The sequence below is a fragment of the Xanthomonas sp. 60 genome (assembly GCF_011761925.1).
Window position 1 is genome coordinate 214226 of the sequence record NZ_JAASQW010000006.1, and the last position, 23290, is coordinate 237515.

Annotated in this window: 17 protein-coding genes; 8 read left to right on the forward strand and 9 right to left on the reverse strand. The window is 67.4% G+C overall.

The window, feature by feature from the left end:
- Window positions 1-26 precede the first annotated feature (26 nt).
- Window positions 27-3842: a LamG domain-containing protein gene (locus FHY09_RS13475; RefSeq protein ID WP_166927398.1), complete on the reverse strand. Its 3816-nt coding sequence runs from the start codon at window positions 3840-3842 to the stop codon at window positions 27-29.
- A 481-nt stretch (window positions 3843-4323) separates the two neighbouring features.
- Entirely contained in the window at window positions 4324-7098 is a 2775-nt protein-coding gene (locus tag FHY09_RS13480) for a TonB-dependent receptor (protein ID WP_166927399.1), read from the reverse strand.
- A gap of 286 nt (window positions 7099-7384) precedes the next feature.
- On the opposite strand from FHY09_RS13480, the gene FHY09_RS13485 reads away from it, so the two are divergent.
- The 4 genes from FHY09_RS13485 (at window position 7385) to FHY09_RS13500 (ending at window position 12394) form a co-directional block, all read left to right on the forward strand.
- Window positions 7385-8404 (forward strand): sugar kinase, encoded by a 1020-nt coding sequence (locus FHY09_RS13485; RefSeq protein WP_166927400.1) that lies wholly within the window; start codon window positions 7385-7387, stop codon window positions 8402-8404.
- Window positions 8391-9029: a bifunctional 4-hydroxy-2-oxoglutarate aldolase/2-dehydro-3-deoxy-phosphogluconate aldolase gene (gene eda, locus FHY09_RS13490; protein WP_166927401.1), complete on the forward strand. Its 639-nt coding sequence runs from the start codon at window positions 8391-8393 to the stop codon at window positions 9027-9029. The genes FHY09_RS13485 and eda overlap by 14 nt, the downstream gene beginning before the upstream one ends.
- Before the next feature lie 28 nt (window positions 9030-9057).
- Window positions 9058-9453, forward strand: a complete 396-nt coding sequence (locus tag FHY09_RS13495) for a hypothetical protein (RefSeq protein ID WP_166927402.1) — start codon at window positions 9058-9060, stop codon at window positions 9451-9453.
- Window positions 9454-9571: 118 nt separating this feature from the next.
- Window positions 9572-12394, forward strand: a complete 2823-nt coding sequence (locus FHY09_RS13500; RefSeq protein ID WP_166927403.1) for a TonB-dependent receptor — start codon at window positions 9572-9574, stop codon at window positions 12392-12394.
- A 50-nt stretch (window positions 12395-12444) separates the two neighbouring features.
- Here the strand turns inward: FHY09_RS13500 and ku are convergent, their stop codons facing one another.
- Together ku and FHY09_RS13510 are read right to left on the reverse strand one after the other, a co-directional pair.
- A complete protein-coding gene (gene ku, locus FHY09_RS13505; protein WP_166927404.1) occupies window positions 12445-13413 on the reverse strand; it encodes a non-homologous end joining protein Ku in 969 nt (322 codons plus the stop codon).
- A gap of 80 nt (window positions 13414-13493) precedes the next feature.
- Window positions 13494-13889 (reverse strand): hypothetical protein, encoded by a 396-nt coding sequence (locus FHY09_RS13510; RefSeq protein ID WP_166927405.1) that lies wholly within the window; start codon window positions 13887-13889, stop codon window positions 13494-13496.
- 189 nt (window positions 13890-14078) lie between these two features.
- On the opposite strand from FHY09_RS13510, the gene FHY09_RS13515 reads away from it, so the two are divergent.
- Window positions 14079-14390 (forward strand): hypothetical protein, encoded by a 312-nt coding sequence (locus FHY09_RS13515; RefSeq protein WP_166927406.1) that lies wholly within the window; start codon window positions 14079-14081, stop codon window positions 14388-14390.
- A gap of 61 nt (window positions 14391-14451) precedes the next feature.
- Here the strand turns inward: FHY09_RS13515 and FHY09_RS13520 are convergent, their stop codons facing one another.
- Window positions 14452-16569: a TonB-dependent receptor gene (locus FHY09_RS13520; RefSeq protein WP_166927407.1), complete on the reverse strand. Its 2118-nt coding sequence runs from the start codon at window positions 16567-16569 to the stop codon at window positions 14452-14454.
- A gap of 162 nt (window positions 16570-16731) precedes the next feature.
- Between FHY09_RS13520 and FHY09_RS13525 the strand changes: the two genes are divergently transcribed.
- The 3 genes from FHY09_RS13525 to FHY09_RS13535 all read left to right on the forward strand — a co-directional run bounded on the left by FHY09_RS13525 (window position 16732) and on the right by FHY09_RS13535 (window position 19885).
- A complete protein-coding gene (locus FHY09_RS13525; RefSeq protein WP_166927408.1) occupies window positions 16732-17934 on the forward strand; it encodes an amino acid aminotransferase in 1203 nt (400 codons plus the stop codon).
- 151 nt (window positions 17935-18085) lie between these two features.
- Window positions 18086-19105: a class 1 fructose-bisphosphatase gene (locus FHY09_RS13530; protein ID WP_166927409.1), complete on the forward strand. Its 1020-nt coding sequence runs from the start codon at window positions 18086-18088 to the stop codon at window positions 19103-19105.
- Window positions 19106-19183: 78 nt separating this feature from the next.
- Window positions 19184-19885: a 2OG-Fe(II) oxygenase gene (locus FHY09_RS13535; protein ID WP_166927410.1), complete on the forward strand. Its 702-nt coding sequence runs from the start codon at window positions 19184-19186 to the stop codon at window positions 19883-19885.
- A 442-nt stretch (window positions 19886-20327) separates the two neighbouring features.
- Here the strand turns inward: FHY09_RS13535 and FHY09_RS13540 are convergent, their stop codons facing one another.
- From FHY09_RS13540 to FHY09_RS13555, 4 genes are all read right to left on the reverse strand, one after another.
- Window positions 20328-21419, reverse strand: coding sequence for a PA0069 family radical SAM protein (locus FHY09_RS13540; RefSeq protein ID WP_166927411.1), 1092 nt, complete (start codon window positions 21417-21419; stop codon window positions 20328-20330).
- A 25-nt stretch (window positions 21420-21444) separates the two neighbouring features.
- The gene (gene map / locus FHY09_RS13545) at window positions 21445-22239 is read right to left on the reverse strand and encodes a type I methionyl aminopeptidase (protein WP_166927412.1); all 795 of its coding nucleotides are present in this window, start codon (window positions 22237-22239) and stop codon (window positions 21445-21447) included.
- Entirely contained in the window at window positions 22236-22448 is a 213-nt protein-coding gene (locus FHY09_RS13550) for a ParD-like family protein (protein ID WP_166927413.1), read from the reverse strand. The genes map and FHY09_RS13550 overlap by 4 nt, the downstream gene beginning before the upstream one ends.
- Window positions 22449-22511: 63 nt before the next feature.
- Window positions 22512-23267 (reverse strand): pyridoxine 5'-phosphate synthase, encoded by a 756-nt coding sequence (locus FHY09_RS13555; RefSeq protein ID WP_166927414.1) that lies wholly within the window; start codon window positions 23265-23267, stop codon window positions 22512-22514.
- Window positions 23268-23290: the final 23 nt, after the last annotated feature.

Here is a 23290-nt window from a genome sequence, read left to right on the forward strand (position 1 = left end):
GCCCCGAAGAGCGGCGCAGGCCGGGTTCAGGGCACGGCCACCGCGTTGTTCAGCAGGGTCACTTCCTCCCCGCCATCAGCCAGTGCCACGCGCACGCGCAGCCCGCTGCGTCCACCGGCCGGCAGCGGCAGCTGTACCTGCGTGGTCTTCGGCTGCAGATCCAGCGGCGCGGCCAGGGCGGGGACCTCGGTACGCGCCAGTTCACGGCCATGCGCGTCTTCGAGCACCGCCACGCCCACGCCCGTGCCGACATGGCCCAGGCTGTGCACGGTGAGATGCACCTGCCGGCCGTCCACGCGCACATCGCCCCGTCCCACGCCCAGGTCCGGGCGCGTTTCCACCGTCGAGCCTGCGCGGATGCGTTCGAACTCGAACACCTCCGTCCGGCCTGGCTGGAACTGCAGGGCCGTGGATGCACTGGTCTCCAGCATGACCTCGCGCTCCCGTGCCTTGCCATCGATCCGGCCATCGCCGTCGGCATCCACGCCGCTGCGTACGCGCCAGGTACCGCTGGCCACATTCCATCCGGTCATGTCGGCACCGATCACGCGCTTTGAAAGATTGTGGCTGGTCACGGTGAAGCGTTCGCGCGACGGTGCGTGGACCAGCAGTGCCACCTGCTCGGCGGCATCGTCGCGGTCGAAGCGCCAGCTCACGGTGTGGCCGGGCCAGCTCTGGTTGCGCTTGAGCGCGATGCCGCCCAGGCGTGCGCGCTGCAGGAACTCACTTGGCGCCTCCACCCGGTCCGACCACCAGTGGCCCTCGGTGTTCATGTACTCGCGCTGCGCCTTGGCCTGGATGCCGTCGGCATGCAGGGCTTCGATGTACGTCGTATCGCCGCTCGCCTGCCAGGCCATCAGGCTGGCAAAGCCGGTACGCCCGGCCTGCGCGTCCCCGGTCAGCTTCGGATACCACGCCTGCTGCCGTCCCAACACGTCCACGACGTTCTCGCCGAGGTTGGACAGGGCGCCTGGACCCCCGCGCTCGACGCGGTAATCCAGTGCCCTGAGGTACTTCGCATCACCGGTCCAGCGCCACGCCGCCCAGAAGGTATGCATGATGTCGCCGCTGCCGGAGCCGTTGTTGAGCTCGCCGCCACGGGTCTTGCCGGTCGCCCAGTTGATCTCGTTCGGCAGGGTGAAGCGGCCCTCGTCGTCGGTGGACGCGTGCGCCAGGTAGCCATCGGCCAGACCGGTCACCAGCCGTCGGCCGGTGGGATCGGCGTTGTACTGGCCGAGCAGGAAGGCCGGGTGCAGCACCGGGAACGAGTACGGCTTCTGCCACTGCCAGTTGGGCTCGCGGTAGACCTTGTTGCCGCCGAACCAGTTGCTGGAGAACAGCAGATGGCCCTGTGGATTGGTCAGGATGATCTTCTCGTCGAAGGCCTTCACCGTCTCCATCAGGCGCTCGAGCGTGAGCGGCTCGCCCCAGTTGAGGTACAGCATCGCGCTGTTGGTGTTGATGCCTTCTTCGTAGGCGTGCAGCTCATCGGTCTCGATCGTGCTCAGTCCGTTGCTGAACATGCCATTGCGGTACACCGCATCGGACAGCGCGGTCAGCGAGGCGTTGAGCTTGTCCGGCATGGCCCCCATCAGCGCCAGCCCCGGCCACTGCTGGGTGAGGTCGGAGTCATCGGAGATGCCGCCGCCGAAGTCACCGTACGGCACCTGCCGATGGTCGATCCACCAGTCGATGAAGCGGCGCACGTAGGCCAGGTCCTGCACCTGGTAGAACGCCCACGCCGGCACGCCCTTGGGCACCTCGGGCAGCGCGAACGGTGGCCGCCCCTGGCTGTTGTAGCTGATGTAGTTCCAGTACAGCCGGCCAAGTGCGTGGTCCGGATCCACCCGCAGCAGATCGCTCAGGTCCGCGTAGACGCGGGCGTACAGGCGCTGCCGCTTGGAGGTGGTGTGCTCTTCGACGAGGAAACCCCAGTTGTCGCGCACCTGGTTGAAGCGGTCGGCGATGTGTTCCTTCAACGCCTCCTCGCGCGGCTTGTAGACCATCCGGATCTCCGCACCGTCCAGCGCTGCGGCATCGAATCCCGGGGCGGCCGAGGCGATGCTCAGCCACAGGCTGTCCGGCGTCAGGATGCGGTCGCGCAGGTCCAGGAACACCGTGCGCTTCTGCCCGGGCTTCACCGAGACCGACACATCGATCATGTCGCGCGCCGGCCAGATCGGATCCTTGATGCGGATGTTGAGCGGAATCAGGCCACCGTGCGTGGCCGGCAGGTCCAGCGCCGGCAGGTCGATGGCCACCCCGTCCAGCCCGTCGTGCATGTTCTCCCAGCTGTGTGCCCAGCTGCGGATCAGTGGCTGGTCGGCCGGCGCATCGCCCACGCCGGAAGGCACCAGCACGTGCACGATGGGGCGTGGCTGCGCCGGCAGGGTGTCGGCACGGCGGCGGCGTGAGCCGGCCCCCTTGGGCAGGGCCATGACCGTGCTGCGTTCGGCGTCGGGGTAGCGCCCCTCGATGTAACGGCGCAGGTCGGCCAGGTTGGTGTAGTCCGGCAGCGCCGCGCTGTCGATGAAGTAGGTCTGCTTGACGCTGCCTTCCGGCTCCTGGCCGGCTTCCACGTGGTACGCCCAGATCTCCTGGATCGGCGTTTCCTGCTGCACGTTGCTGAAGCGCAGCACGCCGCCGCGCTGGGCGGGAATGTCGTCCACGCTGCGCACCACGCCCTGCGGGCGCTGCAGTACGACCTGGGTGGCCGTGTCCACCGTGTCGCCGTGCGCGAGCGTACCGAAGGCGGCGCCGCGGATCTCCATGCGGTTGACGGTCTCCGCGGCCGGCACGGTCAGATCAAGGTGCTGGCCGGCCTCCACGTAGGTGTTCCAGTCCGGCAGCTGGAAATAGTCGTCGCGCCCGGGCAGGCGCGAGCGGTTGTAGACGCCGGGCCAGGTGGTCTCGGCGATGCCATCGGTGGCCTTCCACATCCACTGCTTGAGGTCGCGGGTGTCGGCGAACTCGACCTTGCGGATGCGCGTGGCCGCCGCATCCAGCAGGGGCGGCGCCGAGGTGTCCCAGCCGAAGCGATGCCGCCAGGCCCGTTCGTCGGTGGCGTCGGGCATGGCCGTGGTCACCGCCTGGCCCTGCGCGAGCGCGGCCACGGCCGGTGCATCGAGCATGCGGTCGTAGACGCGGATGTGCTGGAAATCACTGCCGCGCAGGAAGTTGTAGCGGCTCTGTACCTGGTACGGCGCCATCACCCGGCCGGCCAGGCCGAGCTGGTCCAGGGCCGCATCGTAGTCGGCGCGCGTGTCCGCGCGGGCAACCTCCCGGCCGTCCACGAACAGGCGCACGCCGTGGTCTTCATCCCAGGCGAAGGCCAGGTGCAGCCACTGGTCCGGACGCGGGCGCTGCGGCAGCTTGAACGACACGCGGGTACGCGCGAGGTTGGCGTCGGTGACGAAGGCATCGAAGCCCTCGCCGTTCCAGTCGATGCGCAGCCATGCCATGTCCCAGCTGCTGTGGTCGGCGTAGCCCACGCGGAAGATCACGAACGGGGCTTCGCCCACGGCATAGCGCGCGCGCCAGTCGAAGGCGAGCGTGCCGCGCTGGGCCAGGATGTTGCCCGGCGCGTTCCAGGCCAGCACGCCATCGTCTTCCCACTGGATGGCCTTGCCGAGTGCCCCGTCATCGACAACCTTCACCTTGTCGCGGAAATTCGGCACCGCTTCACCGCCGGCCACTGCGGCGTCCAGGCCGCTGCGGGCATCGACATGGAACAGCAGCGCGGGCGGATCGGCCGCCAGCGCCGGCGCTGCGGACAGCGCCACCGCAAGGGCCAGCAGGCAGCGACGGGGCGGATGGGCGGTGACAGCGGAGCGGTGTGGCATGGGCCTTCCTTTCAACAACAGGTGACGGTACGGCGGTGAGGCAGCCGTGCGGCGGCCCCGCCACGGCAGCGCACGGATCCGGCCGGAGAGAGGGGCCGGGGTCCATGCGGTGCCGTCGGCAGGGTCGCGTGCACGGTCAGAACGTGGAGCGCAGGCCGGCGTCGCCCGGAGGCGAAGCGTCTTGAATCAAGGCCGCGTTGGCCGTCCGTCCCGGTGTACGCGCAGGCGGGCGGCGGGCGTGTGCAAGGTCCATGGTGGCATCCCCTCCCAGGGTGTCTGCGAACGTGCGTGGGCGGTAGCAGGCGGGCTCCGGAGCCTCCGGAACACCGCCTCGGCGCAACGTCTTGCTGACACCGCAGGTCACGGAAACGTAGCAAAGCGTCCACGGCACATCATCTTGCGCCGCAGCAGCGGGCCACGCGGGCGGGATCGTCGGCGTTGCACCTGGCGACGGCGGTCGGGCCGCCGTCGCGTCGGTCGATCAGAACTTGTAGCGGACGCCGAGCATGTACTGACGGCCACTCTCGGTGTACTGCAGCGGGAGCTGGCCGGTCGCCGGCGAGTACACCCACTCGTCGGAGGCTTCGTTGGTGAGGTTGATGCCTTCCAGCGTCAACTCGAGCTGGTCGCTCACGCGGTAGCGCAGCGAAGCATCAAGCACGGTGGTGCCGGTCATGCCGTGGTAGCCGTCCAGGTTGAAGCCGGTTTCCTGGCCCGGTGCCTGGGTCAGGTAGTCGCTGCGGTTGGTCGCCGAAACGCGGCCGGACCACACCTGTCCTTCGTAGAACAGCGTCGCGTTCCAAGCATTCTTCGAGGTGCCGGTCAGCTGGTTCTTCATCACCGCCGCCCCGGTGCCGTTGACGTACTGGATGCTGGTGTCCACCCAGGTGTAGTTCAGCTGCACGCCGAGGTTGGACCAGTTGCCCGGCAGGAAGGTGAAGGGTTGGGTGTAGTTGGCTTCCACGCCATACAGCTCCCCGCCCGGGGTGTTGAGCGGAATGCTGAAGGTGAAGTCATCGTTGACCGAGGCACCGGTGCCATCAAGCAGGCTGGCCGGCAGGCCGCTGCTGGAATACGGACGCACTTCGCGGGTGGTCTGCACGAACGACTCGATGTCCTTATAGAACAGACCGATGCCGGCCATGGCGCCTTCGTTGAAGTACCACTCGAAGCTCATGTCCACGTTGGTGGCGCGGAACGGATCCAGGTTCGGGTTGCCGCCGGCCACGGTACGCGCACCACCGGCTACGGCCACGGTCACGCCCGGGGTCAGGTTGCCCAGGCCGGGACGGCTCATCACCTTCGCCGCGCCGAGGCGGATCAGGAAGTCCGGGGTGATTTCGGCGACCAGGTTGAAGGAGGGCAGGGTGTCATCGTACTTGCGGGTGGTGGTGGCCAGCACCGGTGCGCCGGCCACGGTGGCGTAACCGGTGGAGCTCTGCTCGGTTTCCACATAACGCACGCCGAAGTTGCCCGACAGCGGAATGGAGCCGAGGTCGGTGGAGAACTCGCCCATCAGCCAGGCGCCGCGATCCTTCTCTTCCACGCTGCGGCTGTTGTTCAGGCGCGGGGCGACGGCGAAGGTGCCGGTGTTGCTGTAGATGCCGAGCAGCTCGGCCACCGCGTCCAGGTCGGGAATCACCCAGTTCGACGGCGAACCGGAGATGCCCTTCAGGCCGGCCTGCGTGGTCAGCTCACCCGGCAGGATGCGGGTGCCGTTGGGCAGCAGCGGAACGGCGCCTTCGCTGTTGCGGCGCAGTTCCACGGTGTCGAAGGTGTAGTCCTTGGCCAGCACGCCGCCTTTCAGGCGGAAGCCGGGGCTGATGTTCCAGTTGAAGTTCAGCTCGCCGGTGTCGAAGTCATTGTCCACCGACTGCGGGCGCAGGCGGATTTCAGCCAGCTCCCAGCCGTTGGGGTTGGTCGGGTCGATGCCGTAGTTGAGGATCGGCGCGTTGGCATTGCCACGGTAGTCGTAGCTGTACCCGTCCACATCGTACTTGTCCATGATGACCGTGGTCTGCACCGGGTTCTCATGGGCCGAGCGCGAAGTGCCCAGCTTGCCGTTGATCGAGAACGCATCGCCGAAGCGGTGATCGAAGTTCAGGCTGACCTGCTTGAACTCGGTGTTCCACTCGTCATGGCGGTTTTCCGAGCGGATGTCCACGTTGTCGAACTCGCCGTAGACCAGTGCGTTGTTGCGGATCTCACCGTTGCGCACCACCATCACCGGCTTGCCATCGCGGTCGGCACGGCGCGCGGCACCGGTGGCGGCGTCACGGTTGCGGCTGAAGGAAATGGCTTCGATGTAGGCTTCGTCGCGCGTTGCATCGATCTTCGAGTACAGCGCATCCAGCGAGATCTCGGTGCGGTCGGTCGGCTTCCACTGCAGCGAACCGGTCACGCCCAGGCGCTCCTGCTCGTGCTGCATCTGCACGTAGCGCGGGAAGCGCGGGTGGTACACATCGGCACTGCGGGCTGCGGCAAACGGCGAGCTCGCGGCGAAGCCGCCGTTGCTCGGGCCATTGGCCCAGCGCCCGGTGTTGGCGCCTTCCTCCAGCGCCTGGCGCTCGGAATAGGCCACCGAGAGCAGGGCGCCAAAGGTGCCGTCGGCGAAGGTGTTGGAGATCAGCGCGGCCATGCGCGGATCCGCCTTCTCGGCCATGGCGTTGAAGCCGGCCTGGCCGCTGGCGGCGAAGGTGAAGCCGTCGTAGTCGAACGGGCGCGCCGTGCGCAGGTCCACCGTAGCGCCGAGCGAGCCTTCCTCGACATCGGCCGAGGCGGTCTTGCGCACCAGCATCTGCGAGAACAGATCAGAGGCGAACACGTTGAAGTCGAAGCCGCGGCCGCGGTTGGTGCCGCCGCTCTGGTCGCCGGCACCGACGGTGGTCAGCGCCTCCATGCCGTTGATGCGCACGCGGGTGAAGTCCGGTCCCAGGCCGCGCACGGAGATGTTGCGGCCTTCGCCGGCTTCCCGGGTGATGACCACGCCGGGGATGCGCTGCAGCGATTCGGCCAGGTTCAGGTCGGGGAATTTGCCCACGTCCTCGGCCACGATGGCGTCCACCACGCCGGCTTCGCTGCGCTTGATGTCCAGCGCCTTCTCCACGCTGGCGCGGTAGCCGGTGACGGTGACGGTGTCCAGGTCGGTCGCGGCCTGGCCGGCGTCCTGCGCATGGGCGGTGGCGCCGAGCGCCAGACCGATCGACAGCGCGAGCATGGTAACCGGTGTCTTTCTGCGGTTAGTACGAGAATTCATTGCCTTTCCCTCTCCCAAAGGTCTGGTTACTGCTCGCGGTGACAAACGATGACACCGCTGGTCAGGGCGGACGTTAACAGCACCTTCAGGATCGGGCATCTTGCACCGCAACAGATCTGTCATGTCCCTCGAAGGCTTGTGGGACATGGCTTCCACCGACGTACAACGATGGACGGGCGTCGCTTCACGGCTAGAATGACACCGATAGTCAACGGTCGCGCGGGGTGCGCGCCCGTCACAATGAGCCTACCGCGCCTATGCCGTGGCGGGGCAATGAGGACATCTGATGAGTCGAGTGGTCTGTTTCGGAGAACTGCTGCTGCGCCTGGGCGCACCGGGAAATGAGCTGCTGCTGCAGACGCCGCGGTTGGACGTGCACGTGGGCGGTGCGGAAGCCAATGTCGGCGTGTCGCTGGCGCATTTCGGCCACACCGTCAGGATGGCCAGTACCGTAGCGGACAATCCGCTCGGCCTGCATGCGCTGTCCGAACTGCGCCGCCATGGCGTGGACACGCAGGGCGTGGTGCGGCGCGCGGACGCACGCATGGGCCTGTACTTCCTCACCACCGGTGCCGTGCAGCGCGCGAGCGAGGTCGTCTATGACCGCGCCGATTCGGCCTTCGCCCTCAGCACCGCTGCCGACTACGACTGGGACACCCTGCTGCGCGATACCGACTGGCTGCACCTTTCGGGGGTGAGCCCCGCACTCGGCGCCGATGTGGCGCAGGCCACGCTGGCCGCCGCCCGCGCAGCGCGCGAACGTGGCGTGCGGGTGTCGTTCGATGGCAACTTCCGCCCCAAGTTGTGGCAGCGCTGGGGCGGGGACGCCACCGCGATCCTGCGGGAGCTGTTTGCCCAGGCCGATATCGTGTTCGCCGACTACCGCGACATCGAAGTCGTGCTCGGCCTTTCGTTCCCCGAACAGGACGTCGTGGCCCGGGTCGAGCGCGCCGCGGCAGCCGCGTTCGATGCCTTCCCTGCGTTGCAGTGGATGGCCTGCACGCAGCGCCAGCCGCTGAGCGTGGACCACCATAGGCTGGGCGCGCTGCTGCTTGGACGCGATGGCCGCCGCGCGCAGGCGCCGGCCCGCGCATTGCCAGGCATCATCGACCGCATCGGCGGTGGCGATGCATTCGCCGCCGGTATCCTGCATGGCATCATGCAGGGCTGGGACGAGGACGCCATCGTGCGCTTCGGCCTGGCCGCCGGCGGACTGAAGCATTCCATTCCGGGCGATTTCAATCCTGTCAGCGAAGCTGACGTACTGGCCCTGGTGGGCGAGGAGCGTTTCGATGTCCGGCGCTGATCCCCGCGTTCGCGCGGTACTCAAGCTGGCACCGGTGATCCCGGTGTTCACTCCCGATGACGTGGACGATGCCGTGCAGGTGGCCCAGGCGCTGTTCCGCGGCGGCCTGCCGGTCATCGAAGTCACGCTGCGCACGCCGCGCGCGATGGACGCCATCAAGGCGATGGTGGAGGCCGTGCCCGATGCGGTGATCGGTGCGGGCACGGTGCTGGGCCAGGCGCAGATGAGCGCGCTGAAGGACGCCGGTGGACGCTTCGCCGTGTCACCCGGTGCAACCGCCCGCCTGTACGCCGCCGCGCGTGATCTGGACCTGCCGTTCCTGCCGGGCGTGGCCACCGCGTCCGAGCTCATGCAGGGCCTTGAACAAGGCCTGGATACGTTCAAGTTCTTCCCTGCCGTGCAGGCCGGTGGCGCGCCGCTGCTCTCGGCATGGGCCGGGCCGTTCGCCGATGTGCGTTTCTGCCCGACCGGCGGCATCAGCGTGCAGACCGCGCCGCAGTTCCTGCACCTGCCCAACGTGCTGTGCGTAGGGGGCTCCTGGCTGACCACACCGGCCCTGCTGCAGGCGCGTGACTGGTCTGCGATCGAAGCGCTGGCCCGCGACGCCGCCGTCCTGGCCGGCTGACCCGGCGCGCTGGGCCTACACTGCGCGGATGCTGCCACTGCTGAAAACCCCGTTGCGCTCCGCGCTGGCCCTGGCCGGTGCGCTGCTCGTGCTCGTGCTGGTCTCCTCGATGGCCGCCTGGCTGCCACCGCTGCTGGGCCTGCAGGGCACGCCCTCGGCACAGCTGGGCGGTGATCTGGGCTTCACCGTACTGGCCGGCACGGCGGCCATCGCGTTCGCCACGCGGTATGCGCCGTGCGGGCATCGCCTGCACGGCACCGCGCTCTGGCTGCTGGTGGCACTGGGCTGCGGCTGGGCGGCCTGGACCATGGGCAGTGACTTCCCACGCTGGTTCGTGCTCGGCCTGCTGGCGTCACTGCCGCTGCAGCTCGCGGTGGGACTGTGGCTCGGCACACGCCACGTGCGCGGCGCAACACAGGTTTAACAATCCGGTTCTAGTCTTCGTGCGGCCGACAATCGGCAACGCGGCGCAGGGGCCCGGTCTCCGTGGAAGCAGGAGCGGGCGCGGCGTAAGACTCCTCAGGGAACCAGGAATTCATTCGATGCGTCATATCTCCCGGGCGACGGTCCAGACCGTCTCTCCTGCGAAGCCTTTGTCCCGCGCGGTGCATGCCGCCCTCATCGGCGGGCTGGCCGCCCTGCCGCTGCAGGCGTATGCCGTGGACGCGGCGGCACCCGGCACCGTCACCGCGGCGCCCGGCAGCGGCACGCTGCAGCAGCTCGATACGGTCACCGTGAGCGGCAGCTACGCACGCAGCCTGGAGCGTGCCGTGGACCTCAAGCGCGCCAACATCGGCTTCTCCGATTCCATCGTCGCCACCGACGTGGCCGACTTCCCGGAGCAGAACCTCGCCGAAGCGCTGCAACGCATGCCGGGCGTGACCATCGAACGCAACAAGGGCCTGGGCAGCAAGGTCAGCGTGCGCGGCCTGCCGAGCGAGTTCACCCATGTGTCGATCAACAACCTCGCCACGGCATCGGGCAGTGGCGGGCGCGACGTGCAGTTCGATATCTTCGCCTCCGACGTGGTGCAGACGGTCACGGTGCAGAAATCGCCGACCGCCGCCGACGAGGAAGGCGGCATCGCCGGCTCGGTCTCCATCGAAACCGCGCGGCCGTTCGATTACACCGAGCCGAAGTTCAGCGCGTCGGCCGAAGCGGCGCACAATTCCCTCAACGGCAAGCTCGATCCGAAGATCTCCTTCCTTGCCAGCGATACCTGGGGCGACTGGGGCGGCCTGGTCTCCTTCTCCAAGGCCAAGCGCAGCAACCGCACCGATTCCAACTCGGGCATCAATTTCCGTCCGATGGGCCGCTTCCTCGAAGCCTCCGGCACCCGCGGTGCGCAGGCGGCGGCGGTGCTCGCGCGCGATGCCGGCCTCATCGTCGGCAACCGGATGGACAAGGACGAGACCAGCCGCATCATCTTCCAGGACAAGGTCGGCGACCGCATCTACCTCAACGAGCAGGACCAGTGGGGCACCACCGCCTCGCTGCAGTTCAAGCCCAGCGAGGCGTTCTCGCTGAGCTTCGATGCCATGGTCGGCGGCTATGACACGCACGAAGACGAATATGATGCAGCCGCCTACTCGGCCTCCAGCCGCAGCACGCTGGACACCATCCACGCCTACGATGCAGACACCTTGTCCCGTTACGGGATGGTGGTGCTGCGCGATGTCTCCTACACCGCCACCCAGCACGAGATCCTGGGCAAGGAGCGCTTCTCGGATACCGACTACCGGCAGTTCAGCAGCAAACTCGACTGGACATTCGGCGCGTGGACGCTCGATGCGCTGATCGGGTACTCCGGCGCACGCCGCAGCTCGGACTACGCCAACCTCAAGCACGTCGCCTACGCGCCCTCGCGCACGCGCTGGACCGCCAATGGCGGGGAGACGGTGCCGAGTGCCGCCTCGGGGGGCTTTGACATGTACAACGCGCCCGGCAGCTATCTGTTCGAAGCGTATGAAACCGAGGCCGAGCAGGTCAGCGATGACAAGTACGCCGCGCAGCTGGACCTTCGCCGCTCCCTGGACCTGGGGTTCTTCCCGGCGCTGAACGCCGTGCAGTTCGGCGGCCGCTACACCGACAAGTCCAAGCAACGCGAGTTCGGCAGCGCCAAGATCCAGGGGCCCGGGCCCGGCAGCGTGGCCTGGGTGAACCGGCGGACGCTGGCCGACAGCAACCCCGGCTGGATCACCGACATCGTGCCCGGCGGTGGCTACAGCGCCAACGCCATCAACTGGCAGCAGGTCTCCAACGCCTACGCACGCGCGACCTTCCGCTATCCCGGCTTCACGACACCGTTCAACCCGGGCGAGTTCTACGACGTCAGCGAGAAGACCACCGCGCTGTACGCGATGGCCGATTTCTATTTCGATCTGGGCCGCGTGCCGGTGTATGCCAACCTCGGCGTGCGTTCGATCGACACAAAGGTGGATTCGGCCGGCTTCCACCCGGTACAGAACGCGGATGGCAGCAGCGGATTCACCGCCACGCCGATCTCCAGCAACGGTGATTACAGCGACCTGCTGCCGAGCTTCAACATGACCGCCGAGCTGGCCGATGGGCTGGTCCTGCGCGCCGCCGCCTCCGAGACGCTGATGCGCCCTTCGCTGACCGACATCGCCTACCGGCGCTCGGTGAGCTGGAGCAGCTTCCGCTTCCAGGATGGCAACCCGGCCCTGAAGCCCACCACGGCCAGGCAGTGGGAAGTGGGCCTGGAACGCTACCTGGACAATGGCGGGCTGCTGGCGGCCTCGTACTTCTCCAAGACCATCGACGGCGTGGTACGGCAGGCACTGACCGGCATCGTGCCCAACGTGGAAAAACTCAACGCCAACGGCTCGCTGGACGGCTACTACGACTTCGAGGTGTACCAGCCGATCAATGCGGAGGGCTCCTACAAGGTGACCGGCGTGGAACTGGTGGCGCAGCTGCCGCTGACGGTGCTGCATCCGGCGCTTGAAGGCTGGGGCATCAATGCCAATTACACCCAGCTCGACAACACGCTTACCGGTGCGTCCGACCTGGACATTCCAACCCCACCCGAAGGCCTGGCGGAAAAGGCGTACAACTTCACGCTCTACTACGAAAATGACCGGTTCGACGCGCGGGTGTCCTACAACTTCAAGGACAAGTACGTGGAGTACATCCACCTCAACATGTACCCGGTCTACCGTGATGCGTACGGGCAGACCGATGCCTCGCTGGGATGGCGCTTGAATGACACCTGGAAACTCAGCCTGGAGGCGATCAACCTGTTCGACGAGGAAACCTCGGGGTACACGATCGACGAATCATTCCCGACCCAGTACGAGTTCTCCGGACGTCGCGTGAGCCTGGGCATCCGCGCGGACTTCTGACCGACGCCGGTGCGGCCGGGCTGCCCGGTGCAGCCCGGTCCTGACCGGTGTCAGCCGGCCTTGCGCTGGGCGGCGGTCTTCTTGGCGGTCTTTTTGGCCGCCTTCTTGGCCGCCTTCTTCGCCGGTGTTCTGCTGGCGGCGGCTTTGCTGGCGGCCTTCTTCGTGGCCGGCGCTTCGTTCTTCTTCTTCACCGGCGTAGACCCTTTCTTCGCCGGAGTGCGCTTGTTTGCTTCCAGGCTTTTCTGCAGCAACGACATGAAGTCCACGACATTGGTCGTGGCATCCTCGTGCACGGCGGGCTCGTCGTCCACGACGGCCTTGCCGCCCTTCTCCTTGATGCGCCGCGTCAGCACGCCCTGCAAACGTTCGCGGAACTCGTCGTGGTACTGCGAGGGGTCCCAGTCGGCCGCCATCGAATCGATCAGCTGCTCGGCCATGGCCGTCTCCTTGCTGGTGATGCGATAGTCGGCAAGACTGCCGCCGGGCAGCGTGTAATCGGCCGGGTCCACCAGTTCCTGGGGATAACGCAGGATCATCAATACCAGCGCATCCTCGTTCGGCATCACCGCGCACAGATACTCACGGGTGCGCACCACGACCTTGGCGATGCCTACCTTGCCGGTCGTGCGCAGTGTCTCGCGCAGCAGCACGTAGCCTTTCTCGGCCTTCTTGCCCGGCACGAGCAGATAGGGTTTCTCGAAGTAACGGGGATCGATCTGCCCGGCATCGACGAACGCATCCACCTCCACCGTCTCATGGCTCTCCGGTGCGGCCGACTTGATGTCGCCTTCCTCGAGTACGACATAGCTGCCTTTGTCATATTCGAAGGCTTTGACAATGTCTTTCCACGGCACTTCCTCGCCGGTGTCCGCGTTGACCCGCTCGAAGCGGATCGGCTTCTTGTCGCGCGAATCCAGCATGCGGAACTGAAGGTCCACGCGACGCTCGCCGGACATGAGCGAGACGGGGACGTTGAGCAGGCCGAACGACAGCGTGCCGGACCAGATGGGACGGGCCATGGCGCTTACCAGATGATCGCAGGACTGCCAGCTTCGGCGCGATGGCGTGAAACGGGTGTCGCCGTGGTGTCCACGCCGCGCTACTGCAGCAGCGGCCGTTGACCCGTGACCGGCATGTGGTCCAGCGCCATCCACGCATCTTCCACCACCCTTCGCGCCTGTGGCCAGTTCATCCGCGATCCGTCGCGCACCTGCTCCCAATGGGCGGCCAGTGCATGCTCGATGGCATCGTCGCCACTGCGCGGCCAATCGGCGGCGTGGGTGGTCAGCGCGAAGGCATAGGCCGGACACAGGTCTGCCCAGCGGCGCCGGGCGAGGCGACGGCGTGCCTGGTAGTCATCGAGCATGTAGTGCAGGTAATCCTGCGCCACGGCCTGGGGATCCGGGCGCCGCCGGGGCCGCGGCCCCGCATGCGCCGCCAGGGGATCCTGGTGCGCGTTGAACAAGGCAGGCATGGGACGCTGCATACGCTGCATGACCGGCTCCTTCAGGGCGGGCGGCCAGATGTAGTCGCCGCAGCGTTAGCCACCCGTGACAGATCCGTGGCGGGGACGGCGGGGCGCAAAGTGAGGCGGCCTTCGCATGCGCCCGTGACGCGGGGTTCGCGGCCGCTTTACCCCCGGCGCGCTGTAGTGGCCATGTCCTAACCTTCCAGAGGCACTGCCATGAACCACGACACCTCACGCGATCCCCTGCGCGATGCCGCCAAGCCGGCACCGGGCGAGCAGCGCGCCAAGCACGACAATGAGTCGGCCGAGTTCCGCGGCACCGGTGCCCCCTTCTTCGACGCCGGCTCGTCACTGGTCAACGAACAGGCCGAGCGCGAACGGCGTGAACGCACCGGCGAGGACCCTGAAGGCGCCGCGCACCGGGAGCGCAAGGAACGCGCGAACGAGAATCAGGATGAGGCGCTGGAAGAGACGTTCCCGGCCAGCGACCCCACCTCGCCATTCGTGCCGGCCAAGGCCCCGGACTGATCACCGCGTCCCCGGAACGCCGCAGCGGGTGCGGCGTCCGGTTGGCGATCGGCCGTTGCACTCATCGCCATGACCACTGCAGGCCGGCACTCACGCGGCGGTCCGGCCCGGGCTCGAAGAACCGGCCGTTGCCATCGTTGACGATGACCGACCCGATGTAGCGCTGGTCCAGCAGGTTGTCCACGCGGGCGAATGCGCGCAGTTCGCCGCCCCGCAGCGTCCACAAGTGGCCGGCTTCCAGGTTGAGCAGGGCATAGCCGGGCGCTCGTTCCGTGGCCAGGTCGTTGACCACGGTATCGGAGCTGGCGGTCGCCTCGGCCACCCAGGTCCACGCACCCGGTTGCCAGCTCACGCGGGCCATTGCCTGCTGCCGCGGTACGCCGGGCAGGCGGCTGCCTGCGGCCACCCGGGTGTCCGGGACGCTGCAGCCGCTGCCGGCGCAGGCCAGGTAGCTGCTGCGGACCTCCGCCTGCAGCCAGGTCCATGCCAGCTGCAGCTGTACGGTTTCGGCCAAGGGCTGCTGCCACGAGACCTCGGCCCCTTGGCGCCGGGTCTGCCCGAGGGTGCGGTAGGTACTGCGTCCGCCGGTATTGCTGGCCACGGCGAGCTCGTTGTCGGTATCGGCGCGGAACAGGGTGACGTCCAACCGGGTGCCCGAAGCGGTCTGCCACTTGCTGCCGATTTCTAAATTGCGGCTGCGAGCGGGGTCCAGGTCCAGTGCGAGCCCGGCGAGGCCATCGGCCCGGTAGCCCATTTCGTTGAACGTCGGTGTTTCGAAGCCGCGTCCCACCGAGGCATGCAACCGCCATTCAGGCGTCACCGCGAAGCTGACTCCGGCCACCGGGGTGGTGGCCTCGTAACGGCGCCGGCCGCTGTCGTCCGGATTGCGCCCCGTGATGTAGCGGTCCTCCGAGCGGAAGCGCACCGCGCTGTGGCGTGCGCCGGCGAGCACCGACCAACGCTCGCTCCACTGCCACCACGCCTGCACGAACTGGTCGACGTTTTCCACGGTATCGCGCTGGTTCCGGCGCAGGGCCCCGCGCACGCCTACGGTGTCGCCGATGAAGTTCTCATAGCCGGTCCGGTGCTGCCGCTGGCGATCGGCATTGGCGCCCACCACCAGGTCCAGCGTGCGCCCGGCCAGCTCACCCCGCCAGTTCCAGCGCGCGTCCAGGCCACCGTAGTCGCTGTCCAGATCGATCACCCCACCGGCATGCAGCGGGTTGGCCTGCGGCCCCGGCGGAATGGCCAGGAACTGCGTCACCGCGCGCTGTCCGGCGTAGCCCATCAACTGCAGGTCATGGGCACCGGCCGTGCGGCTCCAGCGCAGTCCCGCCTGGCTCTGCCGCGTGGATTTGCGCGTGTTGTACTGGTGGGCGACGGCCGTGGCCTGCCGCGGGTCCTCGGCGACCTGGGCACGGGTCAGGCCCAGGGGATCCTGGGCATCGGGCGAATCCAGGTGGTTGAGCAGCAGGTCAAGGCGGCCGCCCGCCAACGCCATGCCCAGGCGGGCATTGAGGGACTCCCGGCGCGCGCGGCTGTGGTCGCGCCAGCCATCGGTGACGAAGTGGTTGGCCGCCACGTTGTAGTCCACCGGCCCTTCCTTGCCGCGCAGCTGCGCGCCGATGCTGACGGTAGCGTCCGCGCCGGCGTTCATCCGCAGCCGCCAGGGATCGCCCTCGGCGCCCGGCGCGGTCCAGACCTGCACCACGCCGCCGGAGGAATTGCCATACAGCGTGGAGAACGGTCCGCGCAGCACATCGATGCGCTCGGCACCCAGCAGGCTGGCGTGCGACAGCTGGCCCTGGCCGTCCGGCATGGTGGCTGGCACGCCATCCACCAGCACGCGCACGCCGCGCACACCGAAGGTGGAACGCGCGCCGAAGCCGCGGATCGAGAGCTGGGTGTCCTGCGCCAGGTTCTGGCGATCACGTGCCAGCACCCCCGGCACGCCGCCCAGGGCCTCGGACAGCTGCGCGTTGGCACCGGCGCGGTCGTCGTCGATCCACACCGTATCCAGCGTGGCAGGCAGGGCGAAGGGATCGACCTGGTGGACGCGGGCGGCCTGTACCTCCACGGCGGGCAGGTCGGCGGGCGGAGACTGGCTCCAGGCCGTGGCGGGTGCGAGCAGGGCGGTACAGAACACGGACAGGCGCCGGCGCGCCGGGAATCGCAGCATGATGGGGTCGGGGAATGAGCGAAAAACGGTCCGATGTTACGGGTTCGGGCGTGACGAGGGCGGCCGCGCCGGGGGCCGGCTTTGTTACGATGGGCCTGCCCGGGCCGCGTGGCCGCGGGCGCTGCTGCGCGTCTTCTCCCCCCTCATCGAACGAGTACCGCCGTGTCCTTCTTTGCAAACGTGGAACTGGTCCCAGGCGACCCGATCCTGGGCCTGACCGAGGCGTACAACGCCGACAGCCGCTCGACCAAGGTCAACCTGGGTGTGGGCATCTACTACGACGAGGCCGGCCGCATCCCGCTGCTGCGTGCCGTCCAGCAGATCGAGCAGCAGCTCGCCACCGAGGCCAAACCACGCGGTTACCTGCCCATCGACGGACTGCCGGCCTACACCCAGGCGACCCGTGAGCTGGTATTCGGCAAGGACTCGCCGTTGCTGGACGCCGGCCGCGTGGCCACCACCCAGACCGTCGGTGGCAGCGGTGCGCTGCGCGTGGGCGCGGACCTGCTGAAGAAGCTGCTGCCGCACGCGACCATCGCCATCAGCAACCCGAGCTGGGAAAACCATCGCGCGGTCTTCGGCGCGGCCGGTTTCGAGGTGGTGGAGTACACCTACTTCGATGCGGCCACGCATGGTGTGGACTTCACCGGCATGCTGGCCGATCTGCAGGCCCTGCAGCCCGGCACGGTGGTGCTGCTGCACGCCTGCTGCCACAACCCCACCGGCGCCGACCTCACCGTCGCGCAGTGGAAGCAGGTCGCCGAGGTGCTCAAGGAACGCGCGCTGTTCCCGTTCATCGACATGGCCTACCAGGGCTTCGACAAGGGCATCGAGCAGGATGGCGCCGCCGTGCGCATCATCGCCGAGGCAGGCATCGACAGCTTCATCGTCGCCAATTCGTATTCCAAGTCGTTCTCGCTGTATGGCGAGCGCGTGGGCGCCCTGTCGGTGGTCGCGCCCACCGCGCAGGACGCCAGGGCGGTGCAGTCGCAGGTCAAGCGCATCATCCGCACCATCTATTCCAGTCCCTCCACGCACGGCGCCGCGCTGGTGGCCGGGGTGCTCACCAGCCCGGAACTGCGCGCGCTGTGGGAACAGGAACTCACCGAGATGCGCGAGCGCATCCATGCCCTGCGCCACGGGCTGGTGCAGAAGCTGGCGGAAGAAGGCGCGCCGGAGTTCGCCTTCATCAGCGAGCAGGCCGGCATGTTCTCCTACTCCGGCCTGAGCCGCACCCAGGTGGACACGCTGCGCGATACCTACGGCATCTACGCGGTGGGTACCGGTCGCATCTGCGTGGCCGCGCTGAGCCAGAGCAACCTGGCCTACGTGGCCAAGGCCGTGGCGACCGTCGCGCGGGGCTGATCCGCCGCGGTCGGCCAAGGCAGCGAACACAGGCGCCGCAAGGCGCCTGTGTTCTGTCCGGCAGCTGGAAACGATTACGTCCCTGCGCCTTCGCGCACGGATCGCACACAGCGGCGACAATAGGCGCCTCTTTCCGAAGCCAGAGCCGTCCATGTCCCGCACTTCGTTGACCCGCTACCTCATCCAGGAACAGCACGCCGGCCGTATCAATGCCGACCTGCGCCAGCTGATCGCCGTGGTCGGGCGGGCCTGTACCCACATCGCCATCGCCGTCAGCAAGGGGGCGCTGGGCGGCGTGCTGGGCGAGGCAGGCACCGGCAACGTGCAGGGCGAGGCGCAGAAGAAGCTGGACGTGATCAGCAATGAGATCCTGCTTGAGGCCAACGCCTGGGGCGGCCACCTGGCGGCCTGCGCCTCGGAGGAAATGGACCACTGCCAGCCGGTGCCGGACATCTATCCGCGCGGCGATTTCCTGCTCCTGTTCGACCCCCTCGATGGCAGCTCCAACATCGACGTCAACGTGTCGGTGGGCACCATCTTCTCGGTGCTGCGCTGCCCGAAGGGCGTTGAATGCCCCAGTGATGAGAGCTTTCTGCAGCCGGGTACCGCGCAGATCGCGGCCGGTTACTGCATCTATGGCCCGAGCACGCAGATGGTGCTGACGGTGGGCCATGGGACCCACGCGTTCACCCTGGACCGTGAGTCCGGCGAATTCGTGCTGACCACGCCGGACATGCAGATTCCTGCGGCCACCCAGGAGTTCGCCATCAACATGTCCAACCAGCGCCATTGGGAAGCCCCGATGCAGGCATACGTGGACGACCTGCTGGCCGGCAAGGAAGGTCCTCGCGGCAAGAACTTCAACATGCGCTGGATCGCCAGCATGGTGGCTGATGTGCACCGCATCCTGACCCGCGGCGGCATCTTCATCTACCCGTGGGACAAGAAGGAGCCCGGCAAGGCCGGCAAGCTGCGCCTGATGTATGAGGCCAACCCGATGGGGCTGCTGGTGGAGCAGGCCGGTGGTGCCGCATCGACGGGCCGTGAGCGCATCCTGGACATCCAGCCCGACCAGCTGCACCAGCGCGTGCCGGTATTCCTCGGCTCGCGCGAGGAAGTGGCCGAAGCGGTGAAGTACCACCAGCAGCACGACGCGTCGGCGGCTGCCTGACGCGCGACACAGGTGCGTGACATCGTCGCCGCCAGTGGGCACCATCGGGTCTCCACTGGCGAAGGCGGCGGCCTCCACATGCACGCTCCGGTCGATTTCATAGAAGTCATCCACAACGCTGTCCCGGTGGATGTGTGCGCTGCCATCGTGTCGCGATTGCGCAGCAGCGATCGCGTCCAGCCCGGGGCCGTAGGCAGCGGGGTATTCCCTGAACTCAAGCACAGCAAGGATCTGCGAATCAGCGGCCTGGCCGACTGGCGAGATGTGGAGGGCGTGATCCAGCAGGCCGTTTTTGCCGGTCTGCTGAGTTATCTACGGCGTTATCCACAGGCGTTGATCGCGCCCTTGATGTTGCAGATCCAAGGCCGCGACGGGCAGCCGAAGCGGCTCACGGCCGACGATTTTCCGTCGATGAACGAGGCGACCCTGTCTGATCTGGCGCGCACCTGCCTGCGCCCCGGCGCGGTGAACCTGCAGTGGTATGCCGCCGGCGAAGGCGGCTATCCGTACTGGCATTGCGAGCTGTACCCGAAGGACGCGCAGGCCGAGACGCTGCACCGCCATCTGCTGTGGACGCTGTACCTCAATGAGGAATTCGATGAGGGCGAGACCGAATTCCTGTTCCAGCACCGGAAGATCGCGCCACGTACGGGCAGCCTGCTGATCGCGCCGACAGCGTTCACGCATACCCACCGGGGCAATCGCCCGCAGGGGGGCGACAAGTTCATCGCGACCAGCTGGATCCTGTTCCAGTCCGCACAGAAGCTGTTCGCCGCGTAGTCCCGGGCTTTGCCCGGCAGCGTTGCCAGGCCAGCACGCCCGCCACGCCCGCCAGCACGAGGAACACGAACCCTTCGCCCTGGAACGGCGCCACCACCACATCCATGGCGAACAGCTGCAGCATCCGGGCACAGGTGATCCACAGCAGCAGCGTGACCAGCTGGCGGTAGGTCCTCATCGCCCGGGTGCTGGACGCACACGTGCCCACCTTTCCCTTGGCTGACTCATGCAACGACACCCGGGACGACGAGGAGGAAGGTGCAGCCGGTAGATCGCGGGACGCGCCACCCTGTTGCTGGGTGGGGTGCATCGTCGTCGGGATTGGCATCAGTATTTCATCTACCGGCTGCATGACCCCATGGTGCCGCGACTCATCTACGTTGCCTTTCGAAAATCGCTTATCGAAACAATCTGAAGATGGATCGGAACGCCGCGGCCGTGCTCAGAACAGGCTGCCCTGCGGCGTCTCCACCCGCGGCGGGGCAGGGCGCTGGAACTGGCTGCAATCCAGCTTCGGCCAATGGCTGTTGCGGTCATCGAACCCCAGCCGCCGGCGCGCCAGCTTGAAGCGGTTGGCCAGCAGATCCGCGTACACGCCCTGCCCACGCATGCGCGTACCGAACTGGCTGTCGTACTCCTTGCCGCCGCGCAGCTGCTGGATGGTGCTCATCACGTGGGCGGCGCGGTCAGGATGGTGTGCGTCCAGCCAGTCCCGGAACAGCGGCGCGACCTCCAGTGGAAGCCGCAGCAGCACGTAGCCTGCGGTCCGGGCACCTGCATCGCGCGCGGCTTCCAGCACCGCTTCCATCTCGGCGTCGTTGATCCAGGGAATCACCGGGGCCACCATCACTCCGACAGGGATGCCCGCGTCATGGAGCCTGCGCATCGCGCGCAGCCGGGCATGCGGGGCCGCCGCCCGCGGCTCCAGCCTGGCCGACAGATGCGGGTCCAGCGAGGTCACCGAGAAATGCACGCTGACCAGATTCTGCGCGGCCAGCGGCGCGAGCAGATCGATATCGCGTTCCACCAGTGCGTTCTTGGTGATGAGGGAAAACGGATGCCGTGTTTCCAGCATCACCTCGATCAATTGGCGGGTGAGCTTGAACTTGCGCTCGATCGGCTGGTAGGCGTCGGTGTTGATGCCCAGCGCAATGGGCTGCGGCACGTAGCCGGGCCGGGAGAACTCCCTGCGCAGCAGCTGCGGTGCGTTGGTCTTGGCAAACAGCTTGGTTTCGAAATCGAGCCCAGGCGACAGGTTGAGGTAGGCGTGCGAGGGCCGGGCGAAGCAGTAGGAGCAGCCATGCTCGCAACCCCGGTAAGGATTGACCGATTGACTGAATCCTATATCCGGCGACGTGTTGCGGCTGATGATGCTGCGCGCCGTCTCTGCCCGGACTTCGGTGCGCAACCGCGGCGTGGGGAAATCCTCGCTTTCGCCGATATCCCAGTCATCGTGCACGACCTCGCTGACGGTGCTCTCGAAGCGTCCGGCGAGGTGTGAGGTGGCGCCACGGCCCTTGATCGCAATACCCATTCTTGCAGGGTAAGGTGGGTCCGTCTCAGAGGCTGCGACGCTCGATCCGGAGTCCCGGCGGCGGCCGTTCACCGGGCCGAAGGGTCAGCACCTGCACACCGGTGGCGGTCACCGCCACGGTGTGCTCGAACTGTGCCGAGAGCTTGCCATCGCGGGTGTGCACCGGCCACTGGTCGGGCTGGTGGCGGATGGCCGCCTTGCCCTGGTTGAGCATGGGCTCGATGGTGAAGGTCATCCCTTCCTCCAGCCTCATGCCGGTTCCGGCGTGGCCGTAATGCAGGATCTGCGGGTCCTCGTGCATCTCCCGCCCAATGCCGTGGCCGCAGTATTCCTTCACCACGGTATAGCCCTTGTCGCGGGCATGCCGGGCGATAGCGTGGCCGATGTCACCCAGGTGTGCGCCGGGACGCACCGCCGCGATGCCGTGCCACATCGCCTCCCACGTGGCCGTGACCAGCCGCCTGGCCGGGTAGCCGACATCGCCCACCAGATACGTCGTGCTGGAATCGGCGATGTACCCGTTCTTCTCGAGGGTGATGTCCAGGTTGACGATCTGCCCGCTGCGCAGCACGTCGTCGGCCGACGGAACACCATGGCACACCACGTCATCGATGGAAGCGTTGAGCACATAGGGGAAATCGTACTGGCCCTTGCTGGCGGGCCGCGCCTGCATGTCGTCCACGATCATGCGTTCGACACGGTCGTTGATCGCCAGCGTGCTCAACCCCTCCAGATCCAGCGCGTCCAGGCGCGCGAAAACCTGCGCAAGCAGGGCGCCGGACTCGGCCATCCGTGCGAGCTCGGCCGGTGACTTGATCATGATGGCCGCGCATCCAGGGGGTTGGGGCGTACGCCGGCGGCACGCAGCTGGTCGGCCACGATGTCGTGGAATGACTGCTCAGGGTGCATTTCGCACAGCATGCCGACCTTGATCCAGAAGTTCGCCTGCGCATTGATGGAGCGGTGGCTGACGGTGCAGGCCCGACGCAGCTGGTCGTGCAGTTCGTCGTCGATGTTGACGATACCCATGGTCGATTCCTGCAATGAGATTATATGGATCGTATATGTTCCATATATCCACCGCAAGCAGGCTCATCCGCCGGTCGGCAACAACGCCAGGTACCTGCGCACGGTGGTGCTCAGCCCTTCGTAGAGCGCTTCACTGATCAGCGCATGGCCGATCGAAACCTCCTCCACGCCGGGCACCGAGGCCAGAAACGCGCGCAGATTGTCCTGGGAGAGGTCATGCCCGGCGTTGACCCCCAACCCTGCCGCGTGGGCGCGCCGGGCGGCGGCAGCGAACAGCGCCAGGGCCGTGTCCGCGTTGCCGGCGGCGTGCGCCTGGGCATAGGGGCCGGTATACAGCTCGATCCGGTCAGCGCCGATCGCCGCCGCGTCCTCCAGGCGCTCGTTGCCCGCGTCCACGAACAGGCTCACCCTGCATCCCATCGCCTTCAGTTCGGCGATCAACGGCCGCAGGCGCTGGCCGTCACGGGCGAAGTCGAAGCCATGATCCGAGGTCAGCTGGCCATCGCCATCGGGTACCAGGGTGGCCTGCGCCGGCCGCGTGGTCGCGCAAAGCGGCAGCAGGCCGGGGTAACCCTCGCGCGGCGGAGCGAAGGGATTGCCCTCGATGTTGAACTCCACGGCCCGCGCGGCGGTCAGCGCGGACAGGGCCAGCACGTCCTCCGCGGTGATGTGCCGGCGGTCAGGGCGCGGGTGCACGGTGATGCCGTGCGCGCCTGCATCAAGGCACGTCAGCGCCGCACGCAGGACGTCCGGTTCGGCACCGCCGCGCGAGTTGCGCAGCACCGCGATCTTGTTGACGTTCACGCTCAGTCGGGTCATTGCAGTCACACGCGTGGGAAGCG